We start from the raw sequence: 24,963 nt of genomic DNA, 5'->3' as shown, positions 1-24,963 counted from the left end.
AAGCCGGTGAAGGTGATCTACACGCGCGAGAACGACATGACGATGGATTTCTCGCGTCCGCTCACCTATCAAAAAGTAAAGGCCGGCGTGGACGGCGACGGCAAGCTCGTCGCGCTCAGCCACGACGTGGTCTCGGCCTGGCCGACCCAGCGCTGGGGCATTCCCGACTTCCTGTCGCCCTCGGTCGACAAGAAGGGCCCGCTCGACGCGTTCACGGTGAACGGTTCGGACTTCTTCTACACCGTGCCGAACCACTATGTGCGCGCGATCAAGAACGAGATGGCGCACAACGCCACCCCGTCGGGCCAGCTCCGCTCGGTGGCGCCGGGCTGGACCTTCTGGGCGGTCGAAAGCATGATCGACGAGATCGCGGCTGCGACCGGCAAGGATCCGGCACAATTCCGCATCTCGCTGCTCGACGGCGCCGGCAAGAACGACGGCGGCGCGCAGCGGCTGCGCAACACGCTGCTCGCCGCGATGGGCCTTGCCGGCTACGGCACCAAGAAGCTGCCGAAGGGTGAAGGCATGGGCGTCGCCTGCGTGTCGTCGCAGGAGCGCGCGACCGCAAGCTGGACCGCCTGCGTCGCGCATGTTGCGGTGGCGCCCTCGGGCGAAGTGACCGTGAAGAAGCTCACGGTCGCAACCGACGTCGGCACCCAGGTGCATCCCGACAACATCCGCGCCCAGGTCGAGGGTGCGGCGCTGTGGGGCCTGTCGCTGGCGATGTACGAGAAGGCGACGCTGAAGGATGGTGGCATCGAGCAGACCAATTTCGATGGCTACACGCCCTTGCGCATGAGCCAGATGCCCGAAGTCGCGGTCGCCGTGATCGCCAATGGCGAGAACGCCACCGGCGTCGGCGAGCCCGCGGTGACGGTGGTGGCGCCGGCCATCGGCAACGCCATCTTCAACGCCTCCGGCGCCCGCGTCCGCGCGCTGCCGATCACGGCAGAAGCCGTGAAGGGGGCGATGAAGGCGTAAGCTGCTGCTTGCAGTTGTGATGCGAGATGATCCGCCGGAGGGCCACCTCCGGCGGATTTTTCGTTGCCAAAAAGTCAATGTTTTCAATGGCCGTTCCACGGTGCATGGGGTTGTTTTCGCGTTGGGGGGAACCTCGATCGATAAAACTGCGCGCAATTCCGGCAGGTTCCGTTGAGCACGCCTCTTAAGGCCCGGAGAACCTGAACCGGCCTAGGCTGACGCCGAAGACACTCACGTGCTTTTTGGGGAAGCCATGAACGCGCCAGCCAAATCCGCCAACAAACGCCGGCTTCTGCTTGCCTCCGACCGCAGCGATGCGAGCACCGAGCTCGCCAGCATCCTGAAGGCGGTCGGCGAGGTCTCGACGGTGACCACGCAGGAGATTCCCGAGAAGCCCTCCCGCGATCTCTCCGGCCTCGTCGTCGATATCAACCTCCGCTCGCCCGATAGCGTGCAGCGCGTGCGCAACAAGCTGCGCGGCGAGGCCTATCGTTCGATGCCGCGGCTGTTCGTGCTGGCCGATGCGCTGCATCACGGCACCATGCAGGCCTGGGCGCTGGGCGCCACCGACACCATCTCGCGGCCGCTGCAGGCCGAGGCGATCCTGCAGCGCATCCGCGCCGCCTTCCCGGACACCGCCGTCTATGACGCGACCGATCGCGGCAAGACGCTCAACCGCGGCGTCGAGGCGGCGCATGCGGTGCTGAAGAAGATGTTCGAGAAGCTGCCGCTCGGCGTGCCCCTGACCTTCGACGACGTCATCGCCGCCGAGAACAAGATCCTGAAGGCGATCAAGCACTCCTCGCTGCGCGAATGGCTCACCACCGTCGGCTGCCACCATGTCGGCAGCTACAGGCACTGCCTGTTCGTCACCGGCTTTGCGGTGTCCTTCGCCCAGCATCTGGGCATGCGTGAGGACGACCAGCGTCGCCTGACCCGCGCGGCGCTGCTGCACGATGTCGGCAAGGCCTTCGTTCCCTCCCACCTGCTCGACAAGCCCGGCAAGCTCACCGATGAGGAGATGGCCGAAGTTCGCCGGCATCCGCGCCGCGGCTATGACGCGCTCGCAGCCCAAGGCGGCTTCCCGCCGGAGATGCTCGACGTCGTGCTGCATCACCACGAATTCCTCGACGGCAGCGGCTATCCCAACGGCCTGTCGTCGAACCAGATCAGCGACATCGTGCGCGTGACGACGATCGTCGACATCTACGCGGCGCTCGTCGAGAAGCGCGCCTACCGCATGCCGTTCACGCACGCCCGCGCCTTCACGATGATGGAAGGCATGGGCGGCAAGCTGGATCAGCAGCTCTTGCAGGCATTCCGCCCGGTGGCGCTGGGATCGTTCTGATAATCTAGCCCGTCATTCCGGGGCGATGCGAAGCATCGAACCCGGAATCTCGAGGTTCCGGGTTCGGTGCTTGGCACCGCCCCGGAACGACTGTGGCTATTCCACCAGCTTCCGCAACTCCGCCTTCGCCACCTTCTCGAGGGTCGAGCGCGGCATGTCGTCGACGAGCCTGATCTCGCGCGGCACCTTGAAGTCGGCAAGGCTGTTGCGGCAGGCGGCCATCACGCGGTCCTGCAGATCCGGCGGCGCAGCCGCGACGCCGCCATGCGGGATGATGAAGACGACTGGCACCTCGTCCAGCATCGGATGCTTCTTCGCCACCACCGCGGCCTCGCGCACGCCTGATACAATTGCGATGACCTGCTCGATCTCGGAGGCCGCGACGTTCTCGCCGCCGACTTTCAGCATGTCCTTGGCGCGGTCGCCGAACCTGATGAAGCCGTCCTCCAGCCGCGTGACGCGATCGCCGGTGAGGAAGAAGCCGTGCTCGTCAAAGCTCTCGCGCGTCGCCTTCTCGTTGTGCAGATATTCGGCGAACAGCGACAGGCCGGGGATGCCCTTGATTGCCAGGTTACCGGTGTCACCGACTTCGGTCGGCCGTCCGTCGTCGTCGGTGATGCGGATCTGATATTCGGGCGCGGCGCGGCCGATCGACATCGGAATGTTGGGCTGGTCGACCTCGCCGATGATGCCGTGGGTGATGGTCTCGGTCATGCCCCACCAGCCGATGGTCCTGACGCCGAACGCGGCAAAGGCCGGTGGCTCGTTCACCGCCGTGCCCCATAGGCGGAATTTATGGTCGCGCGGGATCTCCTGCTCGAGCAGCGCCTTCATGCAGAACGGAATGGTCGAGGTCCATGTCGAGCCGTGCTCACGCGCAACGGTCCAGAACCGGCTCGCGGAGAAGCGCGGCTGGATCACGCAAGTCGCCCCGACCCACAGCGTTGCCAGCATGGAATAGGCCAGCGCGTTGGTGTGGAACAGCGGCAGATAGGTCTGGTGCACGTCGCTAGCGTGAAGGTCCTCATGCGCAGCGTTAATCTTGGCGCCCCACAACGCATTGGCGTGGGTCCACAGCACAGCCTTCGGCCGCGATGTCGTGCCCGAGGTGTACTGCACACTGCACGGCGCCAGCGGATCGGTCGCGCGCTTCGGCCGATCGGCGCTGTCGGAAAACAGCGCCTCAAAGCTGTCGCTGCGTGAAACGGCCTGTGCAGGCGCCGCGCCCGCATCGTGCGATGTCACCGCCACCCAGCTGACGTTGCGGCAATTCTGCGCGACCATCTCCGCATAGGCCGGTTGCGTGATCGCAGCGACCGCGCCGCAATGATCGGCGAAATATTCCATCTCCGCCGGCGCCGAGCGGGTGTTGGTGGTGACCGCAATGGCCCCGAGTTCGACGCAGGCAAACCAAGCCAGCAGCGCCTCGATGCAATTGTCCAGGTGAATGAGCACATACTCGCCCGGCTTCACGCCGCGCTTGCCAAGCCCGGCCGCGAGCGCGCCGACCCGCTCGTGAAACTCGCCATAGCTCCAATGCCGCGCCGGCGCATCGAACGGCGCCCAGATCAGGAACGGATGATCCCGGCGCACCTCGGCGCGCATCCTCAGCAGCCAGGGCACATCCAGCCCGTCGAACGGGGTCACGACAGCGCCTGTGGTTTGCATGATAGCCATGACTCCTCCCGTGCAGCGCGCATCTTGCTGGCGGCTGTCCTTGGATTATTGCGTCTTCCTGCCATCACATGGTGCGAAGCGCAAATCGACGCGTCAATCCTCGCACCGCGAAATCTCGATCAGGCTCTTGGGTACTTTCCGCAGCAGATGGGCTTTGTTACAACGCCGCCGACGCCGTCTTCAAGACGTCAGGCCTTCAAGAACAACACTGGGAGAACCCTTGAAATGATCACTCGCCGTACCGCGCTGCGCCTGCTCGCCGCGACACCGCTCGCAGCCAGTCCGTTGTCGAAGGCTTTTGCAGCGGATTATCCGTCCCGGCCGGTGAAGTTCGTGGTGGGCTATCCGCCCGGAGGCGCCACCGACATTCTGGCGCGGCTGATCGGCCAGCGGCTGTCGGAACGGCTCGGCCAGCAATTCGTGGTCGAGAACAAGCCGGGCGCCGGCAACAATATCGGGACCGAATCCGTCGTGAACGCCGAGCCCGACGGCTACACCGTGCTGCTGGTCAATCCGGCGAACTACATCAACACCACGCTCTACGCCAATCTCAAGTTCAACTTCCTTCGTGACATCGCGCCGATCGCTGCGTTCCAGCGCGTGCCGAACGTGATGACCGTCAACAAGGACGTGCCGGCCAAGACGGTCGCCGAGTTCATCGACTATGTGAAGGCCAATCCCGGCAAGGTGAACATGGCTTCCTCCGGCAACGGCACCTCGGTGCATCTGTCCGGCGAGATGTTCATGGCCATGACCGGCTGCAAGATGCAGCACGTGCCCTATCGCGGCGCCGCGCCCGCGATCACCGACATGCTCGGCGGCCAGGTGCAGGTGATCTTCGACAACATGCCCTCGATCATCCAGCACATCCGTTCCGGCTCGTTGCGTGCGCTCGGCGTCACCACGGCGCAGCGCTCGCCGCAACTGCCTGATGTGCCCGCGATCGGCGAGACCGTGAAGGATTACGAGGCGAGCGCGCTGTTCGGCATGGGCGCACCGAAGAACATGCCCAAGGACCTGATCGCCAAGCTCAACAGCGAGATCAACACGCTCATGAAGGAGCCCGAGATGACCAAGCGCCTGGTCGAACTCGGCGGCGATCCGCTGGTGGAGACGCCGGAGGCGTTCGGCAAGGAGATCGAGGCCGAGACCGCCAAGTGGAAGAAGGTCGTCGAGTTCGCCGGCCTCAAGGTCGAATAGCGATCGCGTGATTGCGTGCGCATGAAGCCCCGCCGGAACGCGGGGCTTTTTTCTTGCGTGGTTCCAGCTTGACGAGCCGGCGTTTGCGCCTATACTAAACCTTATGGTTAAGTATCTAGACGAGACGCTTGATCGCACCTTTGCGGCACTGTCCGATCCGACACGGCGCGCGCTGCTGGCGCGTCTCGGTGAAAAGGATGGCCTATCGGTGAGCGAGCTCGCCGCGCCGTTCCCGATCTCGCTGCCCGCAATCATGAAACATCTCGACGTGCTTGACGATGCGGGCCTGATCGTGCGCGAGAAGACCGGGCGTACCGTGTCCTGCCGGCTCACCGCGCAGCCGATGGAGCAGGCGATGAACTGGCTCAATCGCTACGCACAATTCTGGTCCGAGAGCTTCGATCGCCTTGCCGCCTTTGTGGAGGACAAACCATGGTCAACGCAGCCGCCGGCGCCGCCGAACGCGCAAACGAAGGTCCAAGCCTCACGCTCACGCGCCGGCTCCGCGCGCGGCCGGAAAAGGTCTTCGCCGCCTGGACGCAAGCACCGCAGCTAGTGCAATGGTTCGGCCCACCGAACATGAAGCCGGCGACGTTGAATGCGGAACTGGACGTGCGCACCGGTGGGCGCTACCGCATCTCATTCACCCGCGACGACGGCGAATATTTCGAGGCCGGCGGCATCTACCGCGAGGTGGTGCCGAACGAGCGGCTGGTGTTCACCTGGGCCTGGCACTCGACGCCGGAGCGCGAATCGCTGGTGACGATCACGTTGAAGCCCGACAGCGCCGGCACGCTGATGATCTTCCATCATGCCCAGTTCTTCGACGAGACCGCGCGCGATAACCATCAGCGTGGCTGGAATTCGTTCTTCGACAAGCTCGACAGCTTCGTCGCCTGATCTCTGTCAAAGGAGGATACCATGCAGCAGCATCAGATCGTCTCCCGCGAGCAATGGGTCGCAGCCCGCAAATCTCATCTTGCGCATGAGAAAGAATTGTCGCGGGCGCGCGAGCGTCTGGCCGAGGAGCGTCGGGCCTTGCCCTGGGTGAAGGTCGACAAGGTCTACCTATTCGACGGACCGAACGGCATGGTGACGCTTGGCGATCTGTTCAAGGGGCGCCCGCAGCTCGTGGTCCAGCACGTGATGTTCGCGCCGGATTGGGAGGCTGCCTGCAAGAGCTGTTCGTTCTGGGCCGACGGCTTCGAGCGCATGGTGCCGCATCTGGCGGCGCGCGACACCACGATAGTCGCGATCTCACTGGCACCCAGCGCAAAGCTCGAAGCGTTCAAGAATCGCATGGGCTGGACATTCGACTGGGTATCGTCTGGCAATAACGACTTCAACCACGATTACGAAGTCTCGTTCACGCGTGAAGAGATCGACAGAGGCGTGCAAAAGTACAATTTCGGCACCACGCCATTCTATGGCCCGGAGCTACCCGGCATCAGCGTGTTCTTCCGCAACGAGGCCGGCGAGATCTTTCATACCTATTCCTGTTTCGCCCGCGGCCTCGACATGATGAACGCGGCCTATCAATATCTCGACCTCACCCCGCTTGGCCGTCACGAGGAGGGCCTGCCCTATCCGATGGACTGGGTCCGTTTGCGCGACCAGTACGAGCCGGAGGCGGCCAAGGGGGCGTGCTGCCATGGATGACGGGGGCGGCGCTTCGCGCTCGTTTGCCATGAGCTATCCCCGTCGCCCTGAGATGCTCGCCTCTTCGGCGAGCCTCGAAGGGCGACGGCCCGGCTGCATCTCGGCCGTTCATCCTTCGAGGCTCCCCATGGGACGCGTTGCGTCCCATGCCTCGCACCTCAGGATGACGGATCGAGCTGCGTCGATTTGCTACTTCTTCGCGTCGGCCTCCTCCGTGCCCCTGCACGAGATCAACATCGTGTAGGCCCGCGCGTTGCCGGCGATCTCGGGGGTCTTGAGCTCGCCCTTCGGTTCGGCGGTCTGATACGGCACCACCGAATTGTCGAGGAAGTCGCGCAGCGCGCCGGTCTTGATCGCGAAGTTGATGTTTTCGGGAATGCTGCCGGTGGCTGCGGCGACCCGCAACCCATCGAGCTTCCCGGTGACGACGCCGACAAGCTGACCGGTCGTGTCGAACAGTGGACCTCCGCTGTTGCCGGGCTGCACGGGCGCACTGATTTGCAGGAAACGCGAATCGTTGCGCATGCCGCTGAGCGAACTCACAATGCCGGTCGTCACGGTGAAGTCCGAGGTCAGCAATCCGTGAAATGGAAAGCCGATCGCGACGACGGAATCGCCTGACCGGATCGGGCGGTCACGGATCCGGGCAAACTCCTTGAACGACGCCGTCGACGGTGCCTGCAAAAGGGCCAGATCGTTGTTCGCATCAGCAGACACGACACGCAGCACCATCGCGGCTTCGCCAGTGAGATTGCCCTTGAGCTCGCTGCAGCCCTCGATCACGTGGTTGTTGGTGACGATGTGTCCGGCAGCGCTGACCACAAAGCCGGTGCCGAAGCCACTCTTGGCGCCTTTGCCGGGCTTGCTTGCCGGCGGCGCGCCTTGCTTGTCTGCCGTGGCGGCCGGCTTCGCCGCGCCCTTGGTGAAATCGCCGGCCTTGTCGAGCCCGTCGGCCTTCACTTTGGTCACGCAATTGGCCAACGCGGCGATCACTGGTCCGGTCGATCTCAGGTCGAAGTTCAGGACAGCGGGGCCGGCCGTCGCGACCATCAGGCTTGCCTTCTGAAACGTACGCACGACATTGAGCGGCATGACGGCCGTGAGCATGTCGGGCCGGTACGCCGTGGCGTACAGCCTGGCTTGCTCCTGCCCGTCAAAGGTCACGTCGATTGCGGCGTTCTCGCTCTTGTTGAAGTGATAGTTGGGACTCGCAAAGGCGAGCGACCAGATGCCGGCCGCATTCTGGCTCACGACGAGGATGACGCCGTTCGCATAAGGCGCCGTCGCCGCGCAATGGGAGAAGGCGCCCGTCTCGTCGTTGCTGAAGGCGCCGCCGACCCAGCCGCCGACATTTACGGTGCCAAATGGTCCTTTCGCATGCGCTGTCCCAACAAGACACACCTGCAGCAGAGCTGCAGCGACGAACGACCTTGACCGCATGACTTCCCCCAAGGGCAACCTTGGCCGCATCTTAGTCGGGCTGGTGGCCGGTGCGCAACCGGTAGTTGTCCGCGCGGCGCTCGTCCCTGGCAGGCGATTTCCCGGCTTGCGTTTACTTTGTAGCGCGGTATACTTTGCGGTATAAAGTGACCGCACAAGCCGGTCCGTGGGCGTGGGTGGAGCGGAGCTTTGGCATTGCCGATGCGCGATCTCGACAGGGCGCTGGCCGACATCGTGGCGATCCGCAGCCAGATTGCGGTCGGCACGGCGTTCCGCGGTTACGGCCCGGCAACGATGGCCGCGACCGGCGCGGTCGCGCTTGTCACCGCCATCCTGCAATTCTGGCTGCTCGGCGACCCCACCGGCGAGCCGCTCGGCTTCTTTCTCGGTTGGTTCGTCGCGGCGACCCTGTCGGGCCTGATCATCTGGATCGAGATGCGTGCGCGTTCGCGTCGCCATCATTCCGGCCTCGCCGACGCGATGATTCATCAGGCGATCGAGCAGTTCCTGCCCGCGGGCGTCGCTGGCGTCCTGCTTGCAGTGGTGATGTGGAGGTTCGCTTCCGAGGCGCTGTGGCTGCTGCCGGGACTGTGGCAGATTCTGGTGTCGCTCGGCATTTTCGCATCCGTCCGCTCGCTGCCGCGCAGCGTGGCGTTCGCCGGGGCCTGGTACTTCATCTCCGGCTTCGCCGTGGTGGTGCTGGCGAGCCGGACCCACATGCTGTCGCCATGGACGATGGGGCTGCCTTTCGTGATCGGCCAGTCGGTGATGGCGGCCATTCTGTATTTCGCGTCCGGAGACAATGATGTCGAAGACTGACAGCGCACCTTTTTCCTATGAAGGGCTCGACCGTGTAATCCACGAGAAGGCAAGGCTCGGACTGCTGACGTCGCTGATGGCTCATCCGAAGGGACTTGCTTTCGCTGATCTCAAGCAGCTCTGCGGCCTCACCGACGGCAATCTCAGCCGGCACCTTGCCGTCCTCCAGGAGGCCGGCCTTGTCGAGGTGACCAAGGGTTATGAAGGCAATCGCCCGCACACAACCTGCCGCCTGACCAGGAGCGGCCGCCGGCGCTTCCTCGACTATCTCGCCGTGCTCGAACGTCTCGTGCGCGACGCCGCCAAGGCCGCCGGCCGCGAGGCGCCGCCGCTTGGCCGTCTCGGGATCCTTCCGATCTGATCGCCCCCCTTTTGACCGGAGACTTTGCGATGCAAAGTGACGTCACGTCCCACAACGAAAAGCTCCATGTCGGCCTCATCATGGACGGCAACGGGCGATGGGCGACCCGGCGCGGCCTGTCGCGCGTCCGCGGTCACGAGGCCGGCGTCGAGACCATCCGCCGCATCGTCGAGGCCGCGCCCAAGCAGGGCATCGGCACGCTGACGCTCTATGCGTTCTCGACCGACAATTGGCGCAGGCCCAAGGCCGAGGTTGCCGCGTTGATGACCTTGCTGCGCTTCTATCTCGCCAATGAAGTGCAGAGCCTGGTCAAAAACGGCGTGCGGCTCAACGTCATCGGCCGTCGCGATCGCCTGCCGGACGGGATCGCAGCCGCCATCGCGCGCGCGGAGGAGGCCACCGCAAACGGCAGCACGCTTCACTTGCGCATTGCCGTCGACTATTCCGCGCGCGACGCCATCCTCAATGCTGCGGCCAAGGCGGCCGCGCTGACCAGCCTGACCCGCGAAGCCTTTTCGCAACTCGTCACCGGCGAGGCCGGCTTGCGCGACGTCGATCTCATCATCCGCACCTCAGGCGAAAAGCGATTGTCCGACTTCCTGCTCTGGGAGGGCGCCTATGCCGAGCTGCATTTCACCGAGCGGATGTGGCCCGAATTCGACGCAGGCGATCTCGCCGCGGCGCTGGCTTCCTTCCACGGCCGCGAACGCCGATTCGGTGGTCTCCAGGCCATCATGCCGGAGGAGCTGCCCTCACTCTCTCGGGCGTGACAGGGCTACGGAGCTGCCTGTTTTTTTCAGCCGCACGAAGGGGTGGTTGATTTGCCGGGTGCCACGGATCGTGCTCTACTATTTCTCCTGACGGGAGCTTTCGGCGATGCGCGCGGTTCTGGACTATTGCACCGGCGGAACGGAGCGGCAGGTTGCGGCCGGCACGCACCTTTTGACGGAAGGCGGCGCCTCCGGACATCTCTACGTGCTGATGCAGGGCAAGCTCGAGGTGCTCAAGGGCGAGATGGTGGTCGCCACCATTGCCGAGCCCGGTGCGGTGCTCGGCGAGATGTCGGTGTTGCTGGGAGTGCCGCATACGGCGACCGTGCGGGCCTGCGCCGACACGGTGGTTTACGAGTTCGAGGATGCCGCCTCGCTGCTCAAGCAGGAGCCGGAAATCGCGCTGCTGCTCGCGCGCATGCTGGCGCAGCGGCTCAATGTCGCCAACACCTATCTCGCCGATCTCAAGCGGCAATATGCCGGCCACGGCACGCATCTGGCGATGGTCGGTGAGGTGCTCCAGAGCATGATCAACCTGCCGCCGCTCGAGGTCTCGCCAGGCTCGGATCGGCAATCCGATCCAAGGACGTGAGCCAGTCCGGCGGGTCGTCGATATAAGACGCGGGCCGCTTCAGCGCTGCGCCGAGATCGATCCACTGCGCTTCGCCCGCTGCCAGCCAGAACGCCTTGTTCGCATCGAGATCCAGCACGATGTGCGTCGGCGGGCGTCCCGGCTGCAGGCCGGCGTTGAACACCCAGGTCTGGCCTATCAGGTCGTACCACGAGCCGTCCTTGATGAAGGGCGATTGATGCACATGGCCGGAGATGACCATCGACGGCTGATACTGCATGATCCACTGCACCAGCTCGACATCGCCGAAGAAGCGCTTGCCGCCCCAGCTCGTCGGCGAATTAGCCGGCGGCGCATGATGCGCCCAGATCCATCGCTGCGGATGGTCGAGCGAGGCATCACGCAGCTGATTGGCGATGCGCTGCTTGACCAGCGGTCCGTCCCACCATGGGCACACCGTGAACAGGGTGTTGCCGACGATCAGATTGTCCCCGTCGCAGGCGATGCCTGTTGCCCGCACCTCCGAGATCCAGCGCGAGATCTTCTCGCCTTCCGCATTGCGCTCGTCGAGGTCGTGATTGCCGGAGCAGAGAATGACCTTGGTCTGCGCCGCGATCAGCGCGAGGTACTTTTTCACCACCACGATCTGTGCGCGGAAATCCACCATCGAGCCGATGTCCAGCGCATCGCCGGCGAAGATCACCAGGTCGAATTGCGGCGCGGCGCTGACCAGCCAGTCGAGCTGCGGCAGCGAGTAGTGCAGATCGGCCACGACCAGGCAGCGCATAGAGAATCCGTCCGCGAGAGAATGAAAATATCTGGGAATTCCAAAATCTTATAAAGCAAGAAGCAGACCAGCATCGCTGCCGCCAATCCGGCAAAGCGCAGCATGCTGCGGCGGCCGGCGGCGCACAAGTGCCGATCGTGTCGCAGGGCTGGACCGTATCACCGAATTCTGCTGACGTGGCGCGGTTTCAATGCCGGTGATCGCATGACGTCCTTCAAGACCATTCGTGCCCGCGCCGAGAAGCGCAAGGGGGGACCCAAGGCGCTCGACAAACTGATGCCCGACAAGCCGGACTTGAAGCGTCTGGCAAAGCTCGGCGACGACCGCATCCTCGCGGAGATGACGAAGCGCGTGTTTTGCGCCGGGTTTGCCTGGAGCGTGATCGAGGCGAAGTGGGACGATTTCGAAGACGCCTTTCTGCGCTTCAAGCCGGCCAAGCTCAGCTTCCAGCCGGAAGATTATTGGGACGGCCTGCTGCGCGACGCGCGGATCGTGCGCAATGGCGCCAAGATCATGTCGGTACGCGACAACGCCGTGTTCGTGCAGGAGATCGCGAGGGAGCACGGCAGCTTCGGCAAGTTTCTGGCGAAATGGCCGCCGTCCAACGAGATCGGCCTGCTCGATCTCCTGGCCAAGCGCGGCTCCAGGCTCGGCGGCAATACCGGCCAGATGCTGCTGCGCTTCGTCGGCTGGGACGGCTTTGTCACCTCAAAGGACGTCGTCGCCTGCCTGCGCGATGCCGGTCTCGACATCGCCGAAGAGGTCAAGTCCAAGGGCGATCTTGCCAAGGTGCAGGCGCAGTTCAACGCCTGGGCCGAGGAGACGGGGCTGCCCTACACCTATCTGTCCCGCATCTGCGCGCTGTCGGTCGGTGAAAACAGGAGCGAGCATTAGCCCGCGACAAACAGCAGGCCGCAGCCTCGGTGACCGGATCGTGGACATGGTGTGGCAATCTCGCGCCGTCGGCGCGGCAGACGCCGCGCTCGATCACGAAATGCATTTCGCAGGAACATTTGTGCGCAGCACCCGTTCGGGACTTTGAACCAGGCAACACGGCGCAGGGAACACGCTCGCTCCGGCCAAACCTGGCTCAAGCCACGAAACTCGAACGACAGAACGGAGCAGCTCATGAAGCTCACATCCGAACAGGTGAAGCAGACCATCAACCAGCTCGGCGCCCAGGTGCTGCCCGACGAGCATCCCGCCATGCCCCAGCTCAACAGCATGTTCGGCGAGCACACCTTCTTCGTCGACGAGACGGGCTTGAAGGTCCTCGAGCCGACGCCGTCGCTCAGTGCGGAACGACAGACGGGTGAAGTCGTCAGCCTCGCCGACTGGAGCGATGCGGATCTGACGCGCCTGATGGCACACGAGCCCGAGCCGACCGGCGTGATCGTGGTGTTCGAGCACGTGAGGCACTGACGGCATACGACAACCACCCTTCGCAATGCCGAAGGGTGGTTGGATCAAGACGCCGTCAAGTCGACAATCGATGATCTGATTCAGCGAGCTCGCTGCCGCGGGCTTGATCGCTCGTCCCGCCCGACAGCAGTGCGGAGTTGAGGTCATCGAGCGCGGGGAGGGGGAACCCGATTACTCGGCCAACCTGATCGTGCCGCTGTTGACTTCCGATCGCAGTTCGTCCTGCAGCCGCTTCGAGGCTCATGCATGGTGGTGACGGGTGGAGAGCGCCCCAATTGAAATCCTGGCGGCTTTCCGTCCTGTTGAAGACTTGGGGCAGGCTCGGCCCAAATCACATCCAGTCCTGGGTTCGCAGTCCAGAGCCGTCCTGGCCGTTGGATTTGCCCGCTCCGGCGGTGGTAGGAGCTGGTGCGGAGCCGGTTGTCAAATGTTGCCATTGGACGTCAGGAAATATTTGGAACATATGAGACTGATCTGATGCGATAATCTTTCCGTCCCTTTTCCCGGAACGATCTCAACCGGACTGTTGAATTGCATGTCGACCCTGGAAGCCGCGTTGCGAGGAGGAGCCGTCGTCATTCTGCTCTTCCGTGTGGCGGTTGCCGCACGCGATGCGCGGGGTGATCCGATCAGCCGCTATCTGGCACTGCTGTCGGCAAGCATCGCGGCCTATATCGTCGATTCGGCAGCTGACTTCGGTACGCTGGCTCTGCCGCTGCGCATTCCCATCCATCTCCTCAACGCCGGCACTCCAGCGGCGTTCTGGATTGCGATGAGCGCTGTCTTCGTCGACGAATTTCGCCTGCGCTGGTACCATTTGCTCGGTTGGCTGGCGCTGATGGGCTTCGCGCTGATCGACATGTTCAGGCACCCGATGTCCTTCGATGTGGCGCATACTTGCCTGGCTGTACTTCTTCTCCTGCTCGGCGTCTGGCATGCGCTGGCCGGACGCGCCGCGGACCTTGTGGAGAAGAGGCGACGGCTCCGCGTCTGGTATGCAATCGTTACCGTGCTTTATAGCCTGCTCGTCATCGTCTCCGAATGGCTCTGGCCTGGTGGGCTCTCGGTGTCATCGCTCAGTCTTGCCAACGCGGCCGGCCTGGCGGCACTGATCTTCCTGTTCGCCGTGCTGGGGACGCCGGTTGCGAATGATGCGTCGCTGATGCCGGCGACGGCCGTGGCAAGACAGCCGGTCGTCATTCCGCGCGATCCGTCGCCCGCGGTGCTCGCGACCGAGCCCGATGCAGCCGAACTCGCGGCGCTGCGGCGCCTGCTCGATCACGACAAGGTCTTCCGTGAGCCGGACCTGAGCGTCGCAACACTGTCACAAAAGCTCGACATTCCGGAATACCGGCTGCGCCATCTGATCAACCGGCAGCTTGGCTATCGCAATTTCAGCGCCTTCGTGAACGGCTATCGCCTCGCCGAGGCCGAGGCTGCCCTGAGCGATCCCGAACAAGCCGCCGTGCCGATCCTGACCATTGCGCTCGATGCCGGCTTCGGCTCGATCGGGCCGTTCAATCGCGCCTTCAAGGCGCAGACCGGCCTGACGCCGTCCGAATACCGGCGGGCGCGTATCGGCGGGGTCGCAGGGGCAGAAACTTAGCCTTTTCTCTGACCTGACTGGCCGTTTGCGGGAATCGGCCAGCCGGCTTTCAGGAATCGGCGCGCCGCCGCGTCCTTTGCGTGCAACCCTTTGTCCGGCAGGCGAGCAGCCTGCTCATGCGAGGTTGCCATGCATCTATTGATCCAAGTGCTGCAATTCAGCCTTCCCGCGGTGATCGTGATCGCGACGCTGGAGGGGCTCGTCCTGGCCCTGGTGATGCGGCGTGACTACAATTGGCGCGCCTATTGGGCCTCGCTGGTCGATGCGCTCGGCCGGCAATATCTCGTTTACACGTTGTTGCCGCTCAGCATCGCGCAGCCGCTGGTCGATCTGGCCTGGAAGCACCGGCTGTTCAGCGTACCGCTTAACAGCAGCCTTGCGGTGGTCGTGCTCGTGATCGCCCAGGACTTGAGCTATTACTGGTTCCATCGCGCCAGCCACCGCGTTCGCTGGTTCTGGGCGACGCATGCGATCCATCATTCCTCGAACGAGTTCAATCTCGCCGCGGCCTACCGCTTCGGCTGGACCGGGAAGCTGACCGGCGCCGCTGTCTTCTACGTGCCGATGATCTGGCTCGGCTTCGCGCCGGGCCCGGTGTTCATCGCCGCCGGCATCAACCTGCTCTACCAGTTCTGGCTGCACGCGGAGTGGATCCCGAAACTCGGCTGGTTGGAATACGTGCTGAACACGCCCTCGCACCATCGTGTGCACCACGCCTGCAATGCGGAATATCTCGACCGCAATTACGGCGGCATCTTCATCGTGTTCGACCGGATGTTCGGCACCTTCGTCGCCGAACGCGACGACCTGCCGTGCCGCTATGGACTGGTGAAGCCGCTATGCTCCAACAATCCGGTCGTCATCGCATTTCACGAATGGGGCGCGCTCGGGCGCGATCTCTGGCGATCGCCGACCTGGCGTGCCCGGCTCTCTTGCCTGATCGGCCCGCCCGGCGACAATCCATCGGTGCCGTCCGTCGTGCCGTCACATGCGAATGACGGCGGGAGCAGCGCTCGGGCTCTCCGATGAAGAGCCTTTCGTCATCACGACGTCGGACAGGACGTCGTCGGAACAGGCGGTGTCGATCCGCTCGTGATGGTCGGGACGAAGTTCGTCTGGCGGGGATACAGATAATAGCTGTCGCGGAGTGTGACGGTGCCGCTGATGGTGTAGCCGAGGTTCGGGGTATAGGCATAGGTCGCCTCACCGAGGATGAGCCCGCTGGTGGTCGGCACCCCCGTCAGGGAGGTCGGCAGGGTGACGGTGGAGCCGGCTGTCCTTGCGGCGCCGTTGAGGGACTGGCTCCAGATCACCTTGGCCGTAACGTTATCGCCGGTCGGCTGCACCTCCGAGACGGTCACGACCGCTTTGGTGACGTCATACGGGGAGAGAACCTTCGACGAGGCGTTGAGAATGCCGGTGACGTCGCTCGTGGTCACACACTTGTTCTGCGACAGAATGTCGGCAATGGTATGTACCGTGGCCGTGACCTTGACGTTGATCGAAAGGGCGTTACCGAGTTCGACGCCGCCCATGCACAGCAGCAGCATGAACGGCAGCACGATGGCAAACTCGATGGCCGCCACGGCATCTTCGTTGGCTCGGAACCGTCTCAGGCGCACGGGCAAACGGGTCATTGATAGGGCTCGTTCTGGAAAGCAGCGGACGCCGTGATCTGGCGATTGCCGTTCGGCAGGTTTGCCAGGGTAAAGCCGAGCGGTCCCCCGAAAACCGGCCATTGGTAGATCACCTCCAGGATGACCTTGTCGGACGGGCCGCCCGGATTGTAGGGCCAGTTGTTGGAGACGGTGCCATCGGCATTGAACGTCAATGTCGGTCCAGCCGCGCTCAACGCCGACCAGCTGCTCGCCGACTGGACGCTAATCATCAGATTGTTGCAGCTGAAGATGATGCGGACCTGCGAGCAGACCAGGGTCGAAAACTGGGTTTGCGTCATCCCGGCCTCCTGCACCTGACCCGTCATGATCTGCCGGGCGGACTGCTGCACGACCTGCTGGAGCAATTGCTGGCCGAAGAAAACCAGGAAGATCTGGATGATTCCGACCAGCAACGCGATGAATATCGGCGCGACGAGGGCGAATTCGACCGCGTTTGCGCCGTTCTCGTCGTTGCGGAACGCCGCGAACATCTGGCGAAGGCGTCGCTGTCCGGCTACCGCTCGCGACTTGGGCATGACACTCGCTCAGTTGGTCAGGTGAGGGGCCGTTTCCACGACCAACAGGAACAGTTGCCGGAGTGCCGCGGTGATGTCGCCGCCCGATTGCACGTCGTAGAACAGACCGGGCGAGGCGCAGGATTTTGCGTTTTGAGCAATCTGCCCGGTCGACGACGACGGATTGTTGAATGGCGCGATATACGAATTGTACCAGCCGTTGCTTGTGAGCGGCAGGTACTCGGTATAGAGCACCGCGATCCGAATTCCCCGGTTCTTGATCGTCGTGCAGATCGAGGTGTTGATCGGTTGCTGACAGCGAAATTTGGAGCCGGTGGCAATCGGCGTTCCGCTGCAGGACGAGCTCATCGATACGATCTTGTCGTCGACCCCGTCGGTGACGAGGAACACCACTTCCTGAGGCGTATCCCCGGTTTGATTGCTGCCTCCGCCAGGAGCGGGCATGAGAGCGTTGACGCTCGTCAGCGCATTCTCGATGTCCGTGCCATAGTCGGTGCCGATGGGACATCCCGAGGCCACGCAGTTCTGATGATCGACGGTGACAAGCGAAACATTATTGGCAGCCTGGCTCGCGGCCGTCGATAGGTCGGCGGACGGCAGCCCCGACGGCGCATAGATCGTGTTGAAGCCGTAGTCGAACGTGTAGATCGCGGCCTTGTAAGTGTTGTTCTGCTGCGCTTCGGTCTGTTGCGCCGTGCTCATCAGGCTCGCGGTTGCCTGGGCCACCAGGTCGATACGCAGCGTGATGTTGTTGTTGCGTGCAATGGTGAGGTTGTCCTTGGTCGACGCGCTCGCGCCCGAGTCCTTCTCGGGATGCGATTCGTGACAGGCGAAGGCGCAGTTTCTCGAGCCGGAGGGCTGGCTCGCGGTCGCATTGATCATGTTGGTGATATCTGTCGACGTAGCAGCGATGCCCATCGACGGCGAATCGTCCAGCAGCAGATAGAAGTTGATGTTGGGCGCGCCCGAAGCGCTGGCCGTCGCGGAGCCCTTGATCGGCCACACGGAGGTGCCGAGCAGGCTCGGGAAGGCGTTGCTGGAGTTTGCGGTGTAAGTGACGGTCGCGGTGCGCACCAGGCCGACATTGCCGACATTGACCGTCAGTACGGGATTCCCCGATAGGCCGCCGGCGATCGCGTTTGCCGTCGCGTTGAAGATATTCGTGGCGGTGGTCTGGGCGACGGTCGTGCTCTGGGCCATCATCGACGGGGTCACGGCCGCGATCGCGGCGGCATCGGCTGCGGCGTCCAGCTGCGATTGCCGGCGCTGAGCCTGCGTGTAGTCGAGCGTCATGCCCAGCAGATAGACGGTCGGGAACAGCAGGATCGCGAATATGACGGCAACGTTGGCCTTGCGATCTCTGACAAACCGATAAAGCGAGCCGCGCAGCATGACCTTCATCCTAATCGCCGTTAACCACGTCACAGGCAATTCCCGTCAGTTCAGGTATCGCGTGTCGGGACAGGGCGGATCGAAAAGCCTCCGCCTGTCTCTCGGCAGGGGAACTTTGAAAGCTGGCTATTTAAGCAACACTTACTGGCACCGCGCGAATATGGGGTGCCTGATGTCGCATGCGTCGGATTGAAGCGACGCAATTAACCGGCCGTAAAAACGTCACCGCAAAGCGGCGGTATTGAGAGCCGCGGCTTGTCGGCCATTGGCGCACCCGACGCTATCAGGGCAATTTGAGCAGGCCAGGCGAAATCGCAACGGCCCGATTTGCACGATCACGCCGGCGTGGACGAGCCCAAACGCTCCGCGAGATCAGGCGGCGGAAGCCCCCGCTGCATCACGAGCAGATCGAGCGAGGGCGGCTCCTGCCTGGTCAAGATCGACAAGCATGCATGAGCCTGGCCGCGGTGGTGCGTCTGATGATTGAAAAGATGCAGCAGGATGTCCGATAGCGGCTGTTCCTGCGGCTTGCCCGACGTCGTCTGATAAGCGTGCGGCCGCGCCAGAGCCTCCTCGTCGTAACCGCTGACCAATGCGATGAGGCGCGCGTCCTCGGCAAGGCGCGCCAGCGTCAACTCCCGGCGATCCCTGTAGAGGATCTCGTCGAGCCGCTTTGGCTGCTGGCCCACACCGGTGAGCCGGGTCAGCCAAAGCCTGTCCGTCAAGAGAAGGTGGTTCAGCGTCCCATGCAGGCTGCGGAAGAACACGCCCGTGTCGGCGAAATAAAGCTCCTCCGGCAGCGCAAGCGCCGCTTCGTAGAGTCGGGCATTGGCCCAGGCATTATAGGCAGCAAGCTGTTGGAACAGATTCGGCATCGGGCGGTCCTCCCGTCTTGTCGGTAGCAGTTTGCCGCGGGATCGAAGCGTGAGATAATCTCACCTGTCATCACCAGTCGGTTCGCCCGGTCATGCTTCCGTCGCTCAGAGGTTTGCAGGCGCTTTCCCTGCTGTCGCAGACCGGCAGCCTCACGGCAGCGGCTGATATTCTCGGCGTCAGCCGCTCGGCGCTGTCCCACCGGGTCGCAGATCTCGAGCGCCAGCTCGGCGTTATCCTCATGCAGAAGCAAGGGCGCAGTGTCGTGCTGACCGATGATGGCGAGGCGCTCATCGCGGTGATGGGCGACGCCCTCGACCGCATCGAGGCCGCTGTCGAACCGATCCGCCGGCGACGCTCCCAATTGCGCATCAGCACGGTCGCGACCCTGGCGTCGCACTGGCTGCTGCCGCGGTTGCCGGAATTCCGAGCCCTGCATCCCGACATCGAGGTTGCACTCACGACGACGCGTCGGGCTATTAATCTCGAGGCCGAGGATTTCGACTGCGCTATCAGGCACGGATTGGGAAACTGGCCCGGGCTGACCGCGACCTTGCTGTTTCGCGAGACCCTCGCGCCCGTGGCCGCGCCGGGCGCCGATCAGAACCTTGAAGGAAGCTCCATCATCCGTGCCCGTTCCCGCTTTCGGGACTGGTCGCGTTGGTGGACGGCATCCCGGCGCGCTGGAAGGCCTGATGACGGCGGCCTGGTCGTCGAGTCACGCGCGCAAGCGCTCGAGGCGGCGCTGGCCGGCGGGGGCATCGCGATGATCGACATGGCCTATGTCGACGAGCACCTTTCGAGCCGGCGCCTACAGCTCCTCGCGCCACCGATCACGCTTGATGAGGGCTACTATCTCCTGAGTCGATCCGTTCGCCGAAACGATCGGATCCTCGGCGCATTCGAGCAATGGATTGTTGCCGTCTCGGCGCGATCGAGGGCGGAAGCCGGCGCCGCGACATCGCAATGAAACGCGTGAGCCTTCAACTGAACGTGTCCAGGGTCATTCGATCGAGACGCAGCCGGTGGCGATGATCGGTCAGCAGGTGTGCACCACCCAGGACGGCAGCAAGCGTTCCGAGCCCGGTGCCGCCGGCGATCAGGAACATGATCAACAGCTGATATTTGACCGCATCGACCGGGTCGACGCCCGCAAGAATCTGGCCAGTCATCATTCCCGGCAAGGAAACCAGGCCGATCGCCGCCATGCTGTTCATGATCGGCATGAAGCCGCTTCTTAACGCGTCGCGTATGACCGGAAGCAGAGCCTGATACCGGGTGCCACCGAGGGCGAGACACGCTTCCACGGCGGCGCGTTCGCGCACCAGGCTATTCGTCAGCACGTCCAGGCCGAGGCTTATCCCGGTCATGGTGTTGCCGAGGATCATGCCCAGCAAGGGCAACGCATAGCGCGGGTGATACCATGGATCGGGGCGTAGCTCCGTCAGGAGCGCGAATATCGTGACCGTACCGGCGGCGAGCAGCATGCATCCCCCGCCGAGGCCATAGCTCCAGATGCCCGGCAGCCGCCGCTTCTGCCGCGCGACGATCTCGCGAGAAGCGAACAGGACCATGACGCAAGCGGCGACGGCGGTCCAGAGCGGCGACACCGCGGCGAACAGGAACGTCAGCAAATATCCGACAAGGACGAGCTGAACCACCATGCGCACCGTCGCGATGGCAAGCTGTCTTTCAAGCTCGAGGCGGAGAACAATCGAGAGAACGCCATCCATGACGACAAGCAGAGCGGGGAGGGCGAGATCACCATACGAAAGCTGAATGTAGGTCACGGCCGGCTTTCCTCGATGTGGCCGCCGGGCCTCATGGCAAATATCCTTGAGCTCACACGGCGGGCCTGGGCATCGTCGTGGGTGCTCCAAACGACGCTCGTTCCATCCGCGATGCGTGCGGCGATCAAGGATTCCACGGCCGCGGTGGATGCCGTGTCGAGCGCCGAGGTCGGCTCGTCCAGCAGAAGCACCCGCGAGCGCAGCATCAGCGCACGCACAAGCCCCAATCGCTGACGCTCGCCGGTCGAAAGCCTCTGGACCGCCCACGGTCCGCAGTCCTCCGGCAGCCCCAGGCATTTGACCAGCGACAGGGCGTCATTCCAGGCTGTGAAGTGTTCCTGCACGGTCTCGGACCACCAACCAGGCTCGGTGGCCAGATAGGTCACCCGTTTTCGCCACGCCGGGGCAGGCATCTGTTCTCTGAGCGCGCCATCGAGCCTGACCGTTCCTTCGTTGGGATCGAGGTCCGCGATGGCGCGAAGCAGCACGGTCTTCCCGACGCCGGAGGGCCCCTGCAGGGCGACGCATTCGCCGTCCTGCAGGTCGAATGACACGGAGATGTGCAGGCGCTTGAGCCCACTGACTGTCAGCATGCGTCAACGCTTGCGCTGCAGCCGGTCGGCAACCCATCTGGCGACGTGCACCGGCGCCTCGTTCGGGTAGGGGTGCACCGAGCTGACATTGATCTCGCCGAGCACGTAGCTGTCGCTCCCTTCGGCCTCGACCGGGCCAAGCATGAAGTCGGCGTCCCAGATCGCGGGCAGGTCATCTCTCGCGATATCCATCAAGGACGTCAACTGCGGCGTCCATTCGTCTTCCATCAACCGGCGCAGCCGCTGGAAGCGCGGGTCTGCGTTGGATGTATAGAGCCGCGGTCCGGCCTGGGAACGCGCGGCCGGCGTATCGACCAGGGCCTTGACCTTGTGGTGGCCGAACCCGGCGCAGCGATCGCCTGCCATGTAGCAACGCACCACGCCCTCGCTCAGGCGAGGCTGGAAGGGTTGGTCGATCACGCTGCCGTTCTCGAAATACTCCGCGCAGCGACGGACAAAATCATCCAGCGTCAGCTCCTCGGGGACTTCCTTGGTCGCGTCCAGCACTCTTATCATGGAGGAGGTCGGAAGCTTCTCGACCTTCCAGACGCCTTGGCCCCCATTGCCCCGGTTGCGCTTGATCACGCGCGCGCCGCTCGCGAGCCTGCCCGGCAGCTCGGCGCGCATTGCCGCGGCGTTCTGATACAGCGCCGTGTCGCTTCCCCACCCCATCGAGCGGGTCCGATAGAGCACCTCCTTGGTGCCCATCTTGAGGATCACATCAGGGTGCGCGCTCACCCACACGCCTTTGGCGGCGACGTCGCGCAGCAGCGCGTCGAGACCGGCACGGTCTCGGCCCTCCTGGATCGGGTTGACCCAGACGAGCACGCCGTCGACCGCGAGCAATTGTTCGCGGACTTGCCCGGCGAAGGCCTCATCATAGATCGCCGGGCGTGCTTCGATGCCGAGGGCGGCGAGGGCTTCGAAGACGTCGGCGAAGCGGCTGTTCTGAGCGGTCACATCCCGGCGAGCCGCAGCGTCGCCCCGGAAAAGAATAGCCATAGAATGCAGGGGAGGTGATTGGCGTTCGATCATGCGCAAGCTCCACGAATTGCGTGCTGCGCAGAGCTTGGACCGAAGTCTCACGGGGAGTCTGCTTGTCCCCTCCGGAACATTCTACGTGAGATTATCAGGCCGTTTCAAGGTGGCTGATGGCGCCCCCGCGACGCCCTGAGCGGCCGTTGATGTCGCGCGGCCCGCCGTTTCACGCTGGCGGGCTTCTTCCGTGGTTAGCGTTCCGGTGTTGAGCGAGTGAGAACTTCGTAGGCTCGCTCTGCCTGCTCCCTCGTCAAATTGGCTGCTATGTCCGTACCGAGCAGCGCCGGGCCCCGGCGCTCTCGATCGTAAACCATCCAACCTTTGCCCCCCATTCGAATGAAAAATCTGCTTGCGGTTCGCCCACTTTCACTCACCACGGCCTCTTGGTCCCATTTGCAATAGGTTGAGTAGGCCTCGCTCATTCCCCGGCTGCATAGAAATATGTGAATCTAGTCGGGAAAAATATGCAGCTGGAACTGTGCGAAAGCGAACAGAGCCGCCCTGCGATCTGTGAGCAGGCTTCTCATTGCTTGGTGCCTTCGAAACCAAGCACCTCCAGCGGCCCCGACCCGTCCACCTCCAAAAGCCCAAAGTTGGTCGGGGCCGACTCTCCGACCTTCCGCTGCGGCCTCCTCGACAAAGCAGACATTGCCTTGGTCGCGTCACGCTGCCGGCGTTATGGGTACACGGGCTATGGGAACGCGACCGAATCCGGTATTAGGGCCATGTTCCAGAGCCGGGAGAATTACTGTGGTCGAAAGCGCGGCGCTGCTTTTTGCCGCGGCGCCGGCCGCCCAGAAGGTCCCGTGAGACGTCAAGGCTCCCGCGTCATTGCTGGATGCGTCCGGTTCTTCACCTTGATCCAGTGCTTCTGCCGACCGGCTCGGTACGGCCGATCGCGATGTTTAGACACGAGCCCTTCGAGACCCATCCAGCAGGCTGCTCGGAATAGATCGGGCCCGATCTCGCCCCGCTCGATCACAAAGCGCTTTTGCCGGTTTCAAAATCATCACGGACCGCCTCGTGTTCGACCCCGTCATCGGTCATGTCGTAACGCGAAGTGGTTCGGTGCGACCAGGCTTGGCTTGGCGAGAGAAGCCGATGGCAGTCGCGCGGCGGATCACTGATGGTCCTCCACGCACGGTGTTTGCAATCGATGCGTCAAGCTATCCCTGCCGCTTACCCGACCGGTGAGGAAGAAAAATCGAATACGCTAAGTACTTGTTTTTAATGGCGCGCCCGACACGATTCGAACGTGTGACCTTTGCCTTCGGAGGGCAACGCTCTATCCAGCTGAGCTACGGGCGCAACGAGGCCTCATTTAGCCTAATGGCGAGGGGCGGGCAACGGTCTCGCCGCGGCAATATCAGCGCTTTAGGCCGATTTGCGTGGAGCGACGGCAGGAACTTGACCGCTAACTGGCTCGTTTTCCCGGCCGAGGGCGGTAAATTCGGCCAGCACCCGATCGGAGCAGACCACGCGGTTGCGGCCGAGCCGCTTGGCGGCATAGAGCGCCTGATCGGCCGCGTTCAGCAGGCCATTGGGGGTGCCATCGGCCTCGCCGGGAACGTGACAGGCGACGCCGACACTGAGGGTCACGCGGTCGCCGGCTCCACGGGCGCCATGGGCGATCTGCAAGGCCATCACGGCGCGGCGGATCTCCTCGGCGATGGTGCAGGCATCGTCGCAGCCCATCTCGGGCAGGATCAGAGCAAATTCCTCGCCGCCATAGCGGCTGGCGAGGTCGAGCGGACGCAAGGCGTAGCGCCTGACCACGCGGGCGACCGCGCGCAGGCACTCGTCGCCGCTCTGGTGGCCGTGCTCGTCATTGAACAGCTTGAAATGATCGACGTCGACGAACAGCAGCGCTAACGGCTTCTGCGTCCGCTGCGCGCGGGTCCATTCGCTCGCCAGCATCTGGTCGAATGCGCGGCGGTTCGACAGGCCAGTCAGCCCGTCCTTGGTGGCAAGCTCCTTCAGCGCCGTTTCGGCACGCTTCTGGTCGGTGAGGTCGCGCAGTGTCTCCACCACGGCAATCAGATTGCCGGCCTCGTCGTGGATGGGGCCGGCATCGATCGCAAGATAGAGCTGGTTGCCGAGCTTCGGCATCACGCACCAGTTTTCCGCGGAGAAGCCGAGCCCGTTATGGCCGCGCGCGGCATATTCCGGATAGAGCTCCGGCAGCTGCTCGGGCTGGTCGAGCGCAACCAGATCGGCAAGGCAAGGGCGCTTGGTCTCGTAGAACGCCTGCCAATGCCTGTTGGTGCCGATCACCTCGGAGGCGGCAACGCCCGTCAGCCGTTCGCAGGCCTTGTTCCAGATCACTACGCACCGCTTCGGATCGATCACGAAGGTCGGCACCACCAGATGCTGCATCAGCCGCACCGCGTAGGAATCGGCGACATCGACAGTCTTCGCGGGCGTCCTGCTGAGCTTTGCCAT

Annotated in this window: 26 protein-coding genes, 1 tRNA gene and 1 pseudogene; 15 read left to right on the top strand and 13 right to left on the bottom strand. The window is 63.6% G+C overall.

All coding sequences use genetic code 11. The features are described from left to right. Together AOQ71_RS48770 and AOQ71_RS29020 are read left to right on the top strand one after the other, a co-directional pair. The coding region (locus AOQ71_RS48770; protein WP_245317234.1) for a xanthine dehydrogenase family protein molybdopterin-binding subunit at positions 1 to 981 on the top strand (981 nt) is incomplete at its 5' end. 253 nt (positions 982 to 1,234) lie between these two features. Beyond that, positions 1,235 to 2,329 carry an HD-GYP domain-containing protein gene (locus tag AOQ71_RS29020; protein WP_057754006.1) on the top strand — a complete coding sequence of 365 codons (1,095 nt, stop codon included), beginning with the start codon at positions 1,235 to 1,237 and terminating at the stop codon, positions 2,327 to 2,329. A 96-nt stretch (positions 2,330 to 2,425) separates the two neighbouring features. Here the strand turns inward: AOQ71_RS29020 and AOQ71_RS29015 are convergent, their stop codons facing one another. Then, positions 2,426 to 4,006: an AMP-binding protein gene (locus AOQ71_RS29015; protein ID WP_057754004.1), complete on the bottom strand. Its 1,581-nt coding sequence runs from the start codon at positions 4,004 to 4,006 to the stop codon at positions 2,426 to 2,428. 225 nt (positions 4,007 to 4,231) lie between these two features. On the opposite strand from AOQ71_RS29015, the gene AOQ71_RS29010 reads away from it, so the two are divergent. From AOQ71_RS29010 to AOQ71_RS28995, 4 genes are all read left to right on the top strand, one after another. Continuing rightward, a complete protein-coding gene (locus AOQ71_RS29010; RefSeq protein ID WP_057754001.1) occupies positions 4,232 to 5,206 on the top strand; it encodes a Bug family tripartite tricarboxylate transporter substrate binding protein in 975 nt (324 codons plus the stop codon). Between the two features lie 103 nt (positions 5,207 to 5,309). Then, complete coding sequence (locus AOQ71_RS29005) at positions 5,310 to 5,762, top strand: ArsR/SmtB family transcription factor (RefSeq protein WP_057753998.1); 453 nt, start codon at positions 5,310 to 5,312, stop codon at positions 5,760 to 5,762. Then, positions 5,762 to 6,106 carry an SRPBCC family protein gene (locus tag AOQ71_RS29000; protein ID WP_245317233.1) on the top strand — a complete coding sequence of 115 codons (345 nt, stop codon included), beginning with the start codon at positions 5,762 to 5,764 and terminating at the stop codon, positions 6,104 to 6,106. Before AOQ71_RS29005 ends, AOQ71_RS29000 begins: the two co-directional genes overlap by 1 nt. Positions 6,107 to 6,127: 21 nt before the next feature. Beyond that, positions 6,128 to 6,865: a DUF899 domain-containing protein gene (locus AOQ71_RS28995; RefSeq protein WP_057753995.1), complete on the top strand. Its 738-nt coding sequence runs from the start codon at positions 6,128 to 6,130 to the stop codon at positions 6,863 to 6,865. Between the two features lie 189 nt (positions 6,866 to 7,054). On the opposite strand, the gene AOQ71_RS28990 is transcribed toward AOQ71_RS28995, so the two are convergent. Continuing rightward, a complete protein-coding gene (locus AOQ71_RS28990) occupies positions 7,055 to 8,305 on the bottom strand; it encodes a S1C family serine protease (protein ID WP_057753992.1) in 1,251 nt (416 codons plus the stop codon). A gap of 201 nt (positions 8,306 to 8,506) precedes the next feature. Here AOQ71_RS28990 and AOQ71_RS28985 point away from each other — a divergent pair, with 201 nt between their 5' ends. From AOQ71_RS28985 to AOQ71_RS28970, 4 genes are all read left to right on the top strand, one after another. Continuing rightward, on the top strand, positions 8,507 to 9,124 hold the full coding sequence (locus AOQ71_RS28985) for a hypothetical protein (RefSeq protein ID WP_057753989.1): 618 nt from the start codon (positions 8,507 to 8,509) through the stop codon (positions 9,122 to 9,124). Further along, positions 9,111 to 9,485: a transcriptional regulator gene (locus tag AOQ71_RS28980; protein WP_057754138.1), complete on the top strand. Its 375-nt coding sequence runs from the start codon at positions 9,111 to 9,113 to the stop codon at positions 9,483 to 9,485. Before AOQ71_RS28985 ends, AOQ71_RS28980 begins: the two co-directional genes overlap by 14 nt. A gap of 29 nt (positions 9,486 to 9,514) precedes the next feature. Then, positions 9,515 to 10,255 carry a di-trans,poly-cis-decaprenylcistransferase gene (locus AOQ71_RS28975; protein WP_057753986.1) on the top strand — a complete coding sequence of 247 codons (741 nt, stop codon included), beginning with the start codon at positions 9,515 to 9,517 and terminating at the stop codon, positions 10,253 to 10,255. A 106-nt stretch (positions 10,256 to 10,361) separates the two neighbouring features. Further along, entirely contained in the window at positions 10,362 to 10,847 is a 486-nt protein-coding gene (locus AOQ71_RS28970) for a Crp/Fnr family transcriptional regulator (RefSeq protein ID WP_057753983.1), read from the top strand. Here the strand turns inward: AOQ71_RS28970 and AOQ71_RS28965 are convergent. Continuing rightward, the gene (locus tag AOQ71_RS28965; protein ID WP_057753980.1) at positions 10,786 to 11,613 is read right to left on the bottom strand and encodes a metallophosphoesterase family protein; all 828 of its coding nucleotides are present in this window, start codon (positions 11,611 to 11,613) and stop codon (positions 10,786 to 10,788) included. The genes AOQ71_RS28970 and AOQ71_RS28965 overlap by 62 nt on opposite strands. 204 nt (positions 11,614 to 11,817) lie before the next feature. Between AOQ71_RS28965 and AOQ71_RS28960 the strand changes: the two genes are divergently transcribed. The 4 genes from AOQ71_RS28960 (at position 11,818) to AOQ71_RS28945 (ending at position 15,670) form a co-directional block, all read left to right on the top strand. Next, a complete protein-coding gene (locus AOQ71_RS28960) occupies positions 11,818 to 12,507 on the top strand; it encodes a DNA-3-methyladenine glycosylase I (RefSeq protein ID WP_057753977.1) in 690 nt (229 codons plus the stop codon). Positions 12,508 to 12,741: 234 nt separating this feature from the next. After that, positions 12,742 to 13,035 carry a hypothetical protein gene (locus tag AOQ71_RS28955; protein ID WP_057753974.1) on the top strand — a complete coding sequence of 98 codons (294 nt, stop codon included), beginning with the start codon at positions 12,742 to 12,744 and terminating at the stop codon, positions 13,033 to 13,035. Between the two features lie 535 nt (positions 13,036 to 13,570). After that, the gene (locus tag AOQ71_RS28950; protein ID WP_057753970.1) at positions 13,571 to 14,641 is read left to right on the top strand and encodes an AraC family transcriptional regulator; all 1,071 of its coding nucleotides are present in this window, start codon (positions 13,571 to 13,573) and stop codon (positions 14,639 to 14,641) included. A 129-nt stretch (positions 14,642 to 14,770) separates the two neighbouring features. Further along, positions 14,771 to 15,670, top strand: a complete 900-nt coding sequence (locus AOQ71_RS28945; protein ID WP_057753967.1) for a sterol desaturase family protein — start codon at positions 14,771 to 14,773, stop codon at positions 15,668 to 15,670. Positions 15,671 to 15,684: 14 nt separating this feature from the next. Here the strand turns inward: AOQ71_RS28945 and AOQ71_RS28940 are convergent, their stop codons facing one another. From AOQ71_RS28940 to AOQ71_RS28925, 4 genes are all read right to left on the bottom strand, one after another. Next, entirely contained in the window at positions 15,685 to 16,278 is a 594-nt protein-coding gene (locus AOQ71_RS28940; RefSeq protein WP_057753964.1) for a TadE/TadG family type IV pilus assembly protein, read from the bottom strand. Next, positions 16,275 to 16,835 (bottom strand): TadE/TadG family type IV pilus assembly protein, encoded by a 561-nt coding sequence (locus AOQ71_RS28935; protein ID WP_057753961.1) that lies wholly within the window; start codon positions 16,833 to 16,835, stop codon positions 16,275 to 16,277. Before AOQ71_RS28935 ends, AOQ71_RS28940 begins: the two co-directional genes overlap by 4 nt. A gap of 9 nt (positions 16,836 to 16,844) precedes the next feature. Beyond that, positions 16,845 to 18,227 (bottom strand): TadE/TadG family type IV pilus assembly protein, encoded by a 1,383-nt coding sequence (locus AOQ71_RS28930; RefSeq protein WP_057754137.1) that lies wholly within the window; start codon positions 18,225 to 18,227, stop codon positions 16,845 to 16,847. Between the two features lie 335 nt (positions 18,228 to 18,562). After that, a complete protein-coding gene (locus tag AOQ71_RS28925; RefSeq protein ID WP_057753958.1) occupies positions 18,563 to 19,102 on the bottom strand; it encodes a DinB family protein in 540 nt (179 codons plus the stop codon). Positions 19,103 to 19,194: 92 nt separating this feature from the next. Between AOQ71_RS28925 and AOQ71_RS28920 the strand changes: the two genes are divergently transcribed. Beyond that, complete coding sequence (locus AOQ71_RS28920; RefSeq protein ID WP_057753954.1) at positions 19,195 to 20,070, top strand: LysR substrate-binding domain-containing protein; 876 nt, start codon at positions 19,195 to 19,197, stop codon at positions 20,068 to 20,070. Positions 20,071 to 20,083: 13 nt separating this feature from the next. Here the strand turns inward: AOQ71_RS28920 and AOQ71_RS28915 are convergent, their stop codons facing one another. From AOQ71_RS28915 to AOQ71_RS28895, 6 genes and pseudogenes are all read right to left on the bottom strand, one after another. Beyond that, positions 20,084 to 20,890, bottom strand: a complete 807-nt coding sequence (locus tag AOQ71_RS28915) for an ABC transporter permease (protein WP_057753951.1) — start codon at positions 20,888 to 20,890, stop codon at positions 20,084 to 20,086. Next, positions 20,887 to 21,483: an ABC transporter ATP-binding protein gene (locus tag AOQ71_RS28910; RefSeq protein ID WP_057753948.1), complete on the bottom strand. Its 597-nt coding sequence runs from the start codon at positions 21,481 to 21,483 to the stop codon at positions 20,887 to 20,889. Before AOQ71_RS28910 ends, AOQ71_RS28915 begins: the two co-directional genes overlap by 4 nt. A gap of 3 nt (positions 21,484 to 21,486) precedes the next feature. Further along, positions 21,487 to 22,518, bottom strand: coding sequence for a Cj0069 family protein (locus AOQ71_RS28905; protein WP_057753944.1), 1,032 nt, complete (start codon positions 22,516 to 22,518; stop codon positions 21,487 to 21,489). An 817-nt stretch (positions 22,519 to 23,335) separates the two neighbouring features. Continuing rightward, a pseudogene (locus AOQ71_RS48765) lies at positions 23,336 to 23,497 on the bottom strand (ATP-dependent DNA ligase); the annotation flags it as partial. A 255-nt stretch (positions 23,498 to 23,752) separates the two neighbouring features. Next, positions 23,753 to 23,829, bottom strand: a tRNA-Arg gene (locus AOQ71_RS28900). A 66-nt stretch (positions 23,830 to 23,895) separates the two neighbouring features. Next, entirely contained in the window at positions 23,896 to 24,963 is a 1,068-nt protein-coding gene (locus AOQ71_RS28895) for a sensor domain-containing diguanylate cyclase (protein WP_057753941.1), read from the bottom strand.

Origin of the sequence: Bradyrhizobium manausense (genome assembly GCF_001440035.1) — a bacterium.
In the GTDB taxonomy this organism is placed as follows: Bacteria; Pseudomonadota; Alphaproteobacteria; order Rhizobiales; family Xanthobacteraceae; genus Bradyrhizobium; species Bradyrhizobium manausense.
Note: the sequence above shows the minus strand (reverse complement) of the source record. Positions and strands in the feature narration are given on the sequence as shown.

Coding starts and splice junctions, on each gene's coding strand:
- AOQ71_RS29020 (WP_057754006.1), top strand. CDS start 1,235: ATGAACGCGCCAGCCAAATCCGCCAACAAACGCCGGCTTCTGCTTGCC.
- AOQ71_RS29015 (WP_057754004.1), bottom strand. CDS start 4,006: ATGGCTATCATGCAAACCACAGGCGCTGTCGTGACCCCGTTCGACGGG.
- AOQ71_RS29010 (WP_057754001.1), top strand. CDS start 4,232: ATGATCACTCGCCGTACCGCGCTGCGCCTGCTCGCCGCGACACCGCTC.
- AOQ71_RS29005 (WP_057753998.1), top strand. CDS start 5,310: ATGGTTAAGTATCTAGACGAGACGCTTGATCGCACCTTTGCGGCACTG.
- AOQ71_RS28995 (WP_057753995.1), top strand. CDS start 6,128: ATGCAGCAGCATCAGATCGTCTCCCGCGAGCAATGGGTCGCAGCCCGC.
- AOQ71_RS28990 (WP_057753992.1), bottom strand. CDS start 8,305: ATGCGGTCAAGGTCGTTCGTCGCTGCAGCTCTGCTGCAGGTGTGTCTT.
- AOQ71_RS28985 (WP_057753989.1), top strand. CDS start 8,507: ATGCGCGATCTCGACAGGGCGCTGGCCGACATCGTGGCGATCCGCAGC.
- AOQ71_RS28980 (WP_057754138.1), top strand. CDS start 9,111: ATGTCGAAGACTGACAGCGCACCTTTTTCCTATGAAGGGCTCGACCGT.
- AOQ71_RS28975 (WP_057753986.1), top strand. CDS start 9,515: ATGCAAAGTGACGTCACGTCCCACAACGAAAAGCTCCATGTCGGCCTC.
- AOQ71_RS28970 (WP_057753983.1), top strand. CDS start 10,362: ATGCGCGCGGTTCTGGACTATTGCACCGGCGGAACGGAGCGGCAGGTT.
- AOQ71_RS28965 (WP_057753980.1), bottom strand. CDS start 11,613: ATGCGCTGCCTGGTCGTGGCCGATCTGCACTACTCGCTGCCGCAGCTC.
- AOQ71_RS28960 (WP_057753977.1), top strand. CDS start 11,818: ATGACGTCCTTCAAGACCATTCGTGCCCGCGCCGAGAAGCGCAAGGGG.
- AOQ71_RS28955 (WP_057753974.1), top strand. CDS start 12,742: ATGAAGCTCACATCCGAACAGGTGAAGCAGACCATCAACCAGCTCGGC.
- AOQ71_RS28950 (WP_057753970.1), top strand. CDS start 13,571: ATGTCGACCCTGGAAGCCGCGTTGCGAGGAGGAGCCGTCGTCATTCTG.
- AOQ71_RS28945 (WP_057753967.1), top strand. CDS start 14,771: ATGCATCTATTGATCCAAGTGCTGCAATTCAGCCTTCCCGCGGTGATC.
- AOQ71_RS28940 (WP_057753964.1), bottom strand. CDS start 16,278: ATGACCCGTTTGCCCGTGCGCCTGAGACGGTTCCGAGCCAACGAAGAT.
- AOQ71_RS28935 (WP_057753961.1), bottom strand. CDS start 16,835: ATGCCCAAGTCGCGAGCGGTAGCCGGACAGCGACGCCTTCGCCAGATG.
- AOQ71_RS28930 (WP_057754137.1), bottom strand. CDS start 18,227: ATGCTGCGCGGCTCGCTTTATCGGTTTGTCAGAGATCGCAAGGCCAAC.
- AOQ71_RS28925 (WP_057753958.1), bottom strand. CDS start 19,102: ATGCCGAATCTGTTCCAACAGCTTGCTGCCTATAATGCCTGGGCCAAT.
- AOQ71_RS28920 (WP_057753954.1), top strand. CDS start 19,195: ATGCTTCCGTCGCTCAGAGGTTTGCAGGCGCTTTCCCTGCTGTCGCAG.
- AOQ71_RS28910 (WP_057753948.1), bottom strand. CDS start 21,483: ATGCTGACAGTCAGTGGGCTCAAGCGCCTGCACATCTCCGTGTCATTC.
- AOQ71_RS28905 (WP_057753944.1), bottom strand. CDS start 22,518: ATGATCGAACGCCAATCACCTCCCCTGCATTCTATGGCTATTCTTTTC.
- AOQ71_RS28895 (WP_057753941.1), bottom strand. CDS start 24,963: ATGGCAAAGCTCAGCAGGACGCCCGCGAAGACTGTCGATGTCGCCGAT.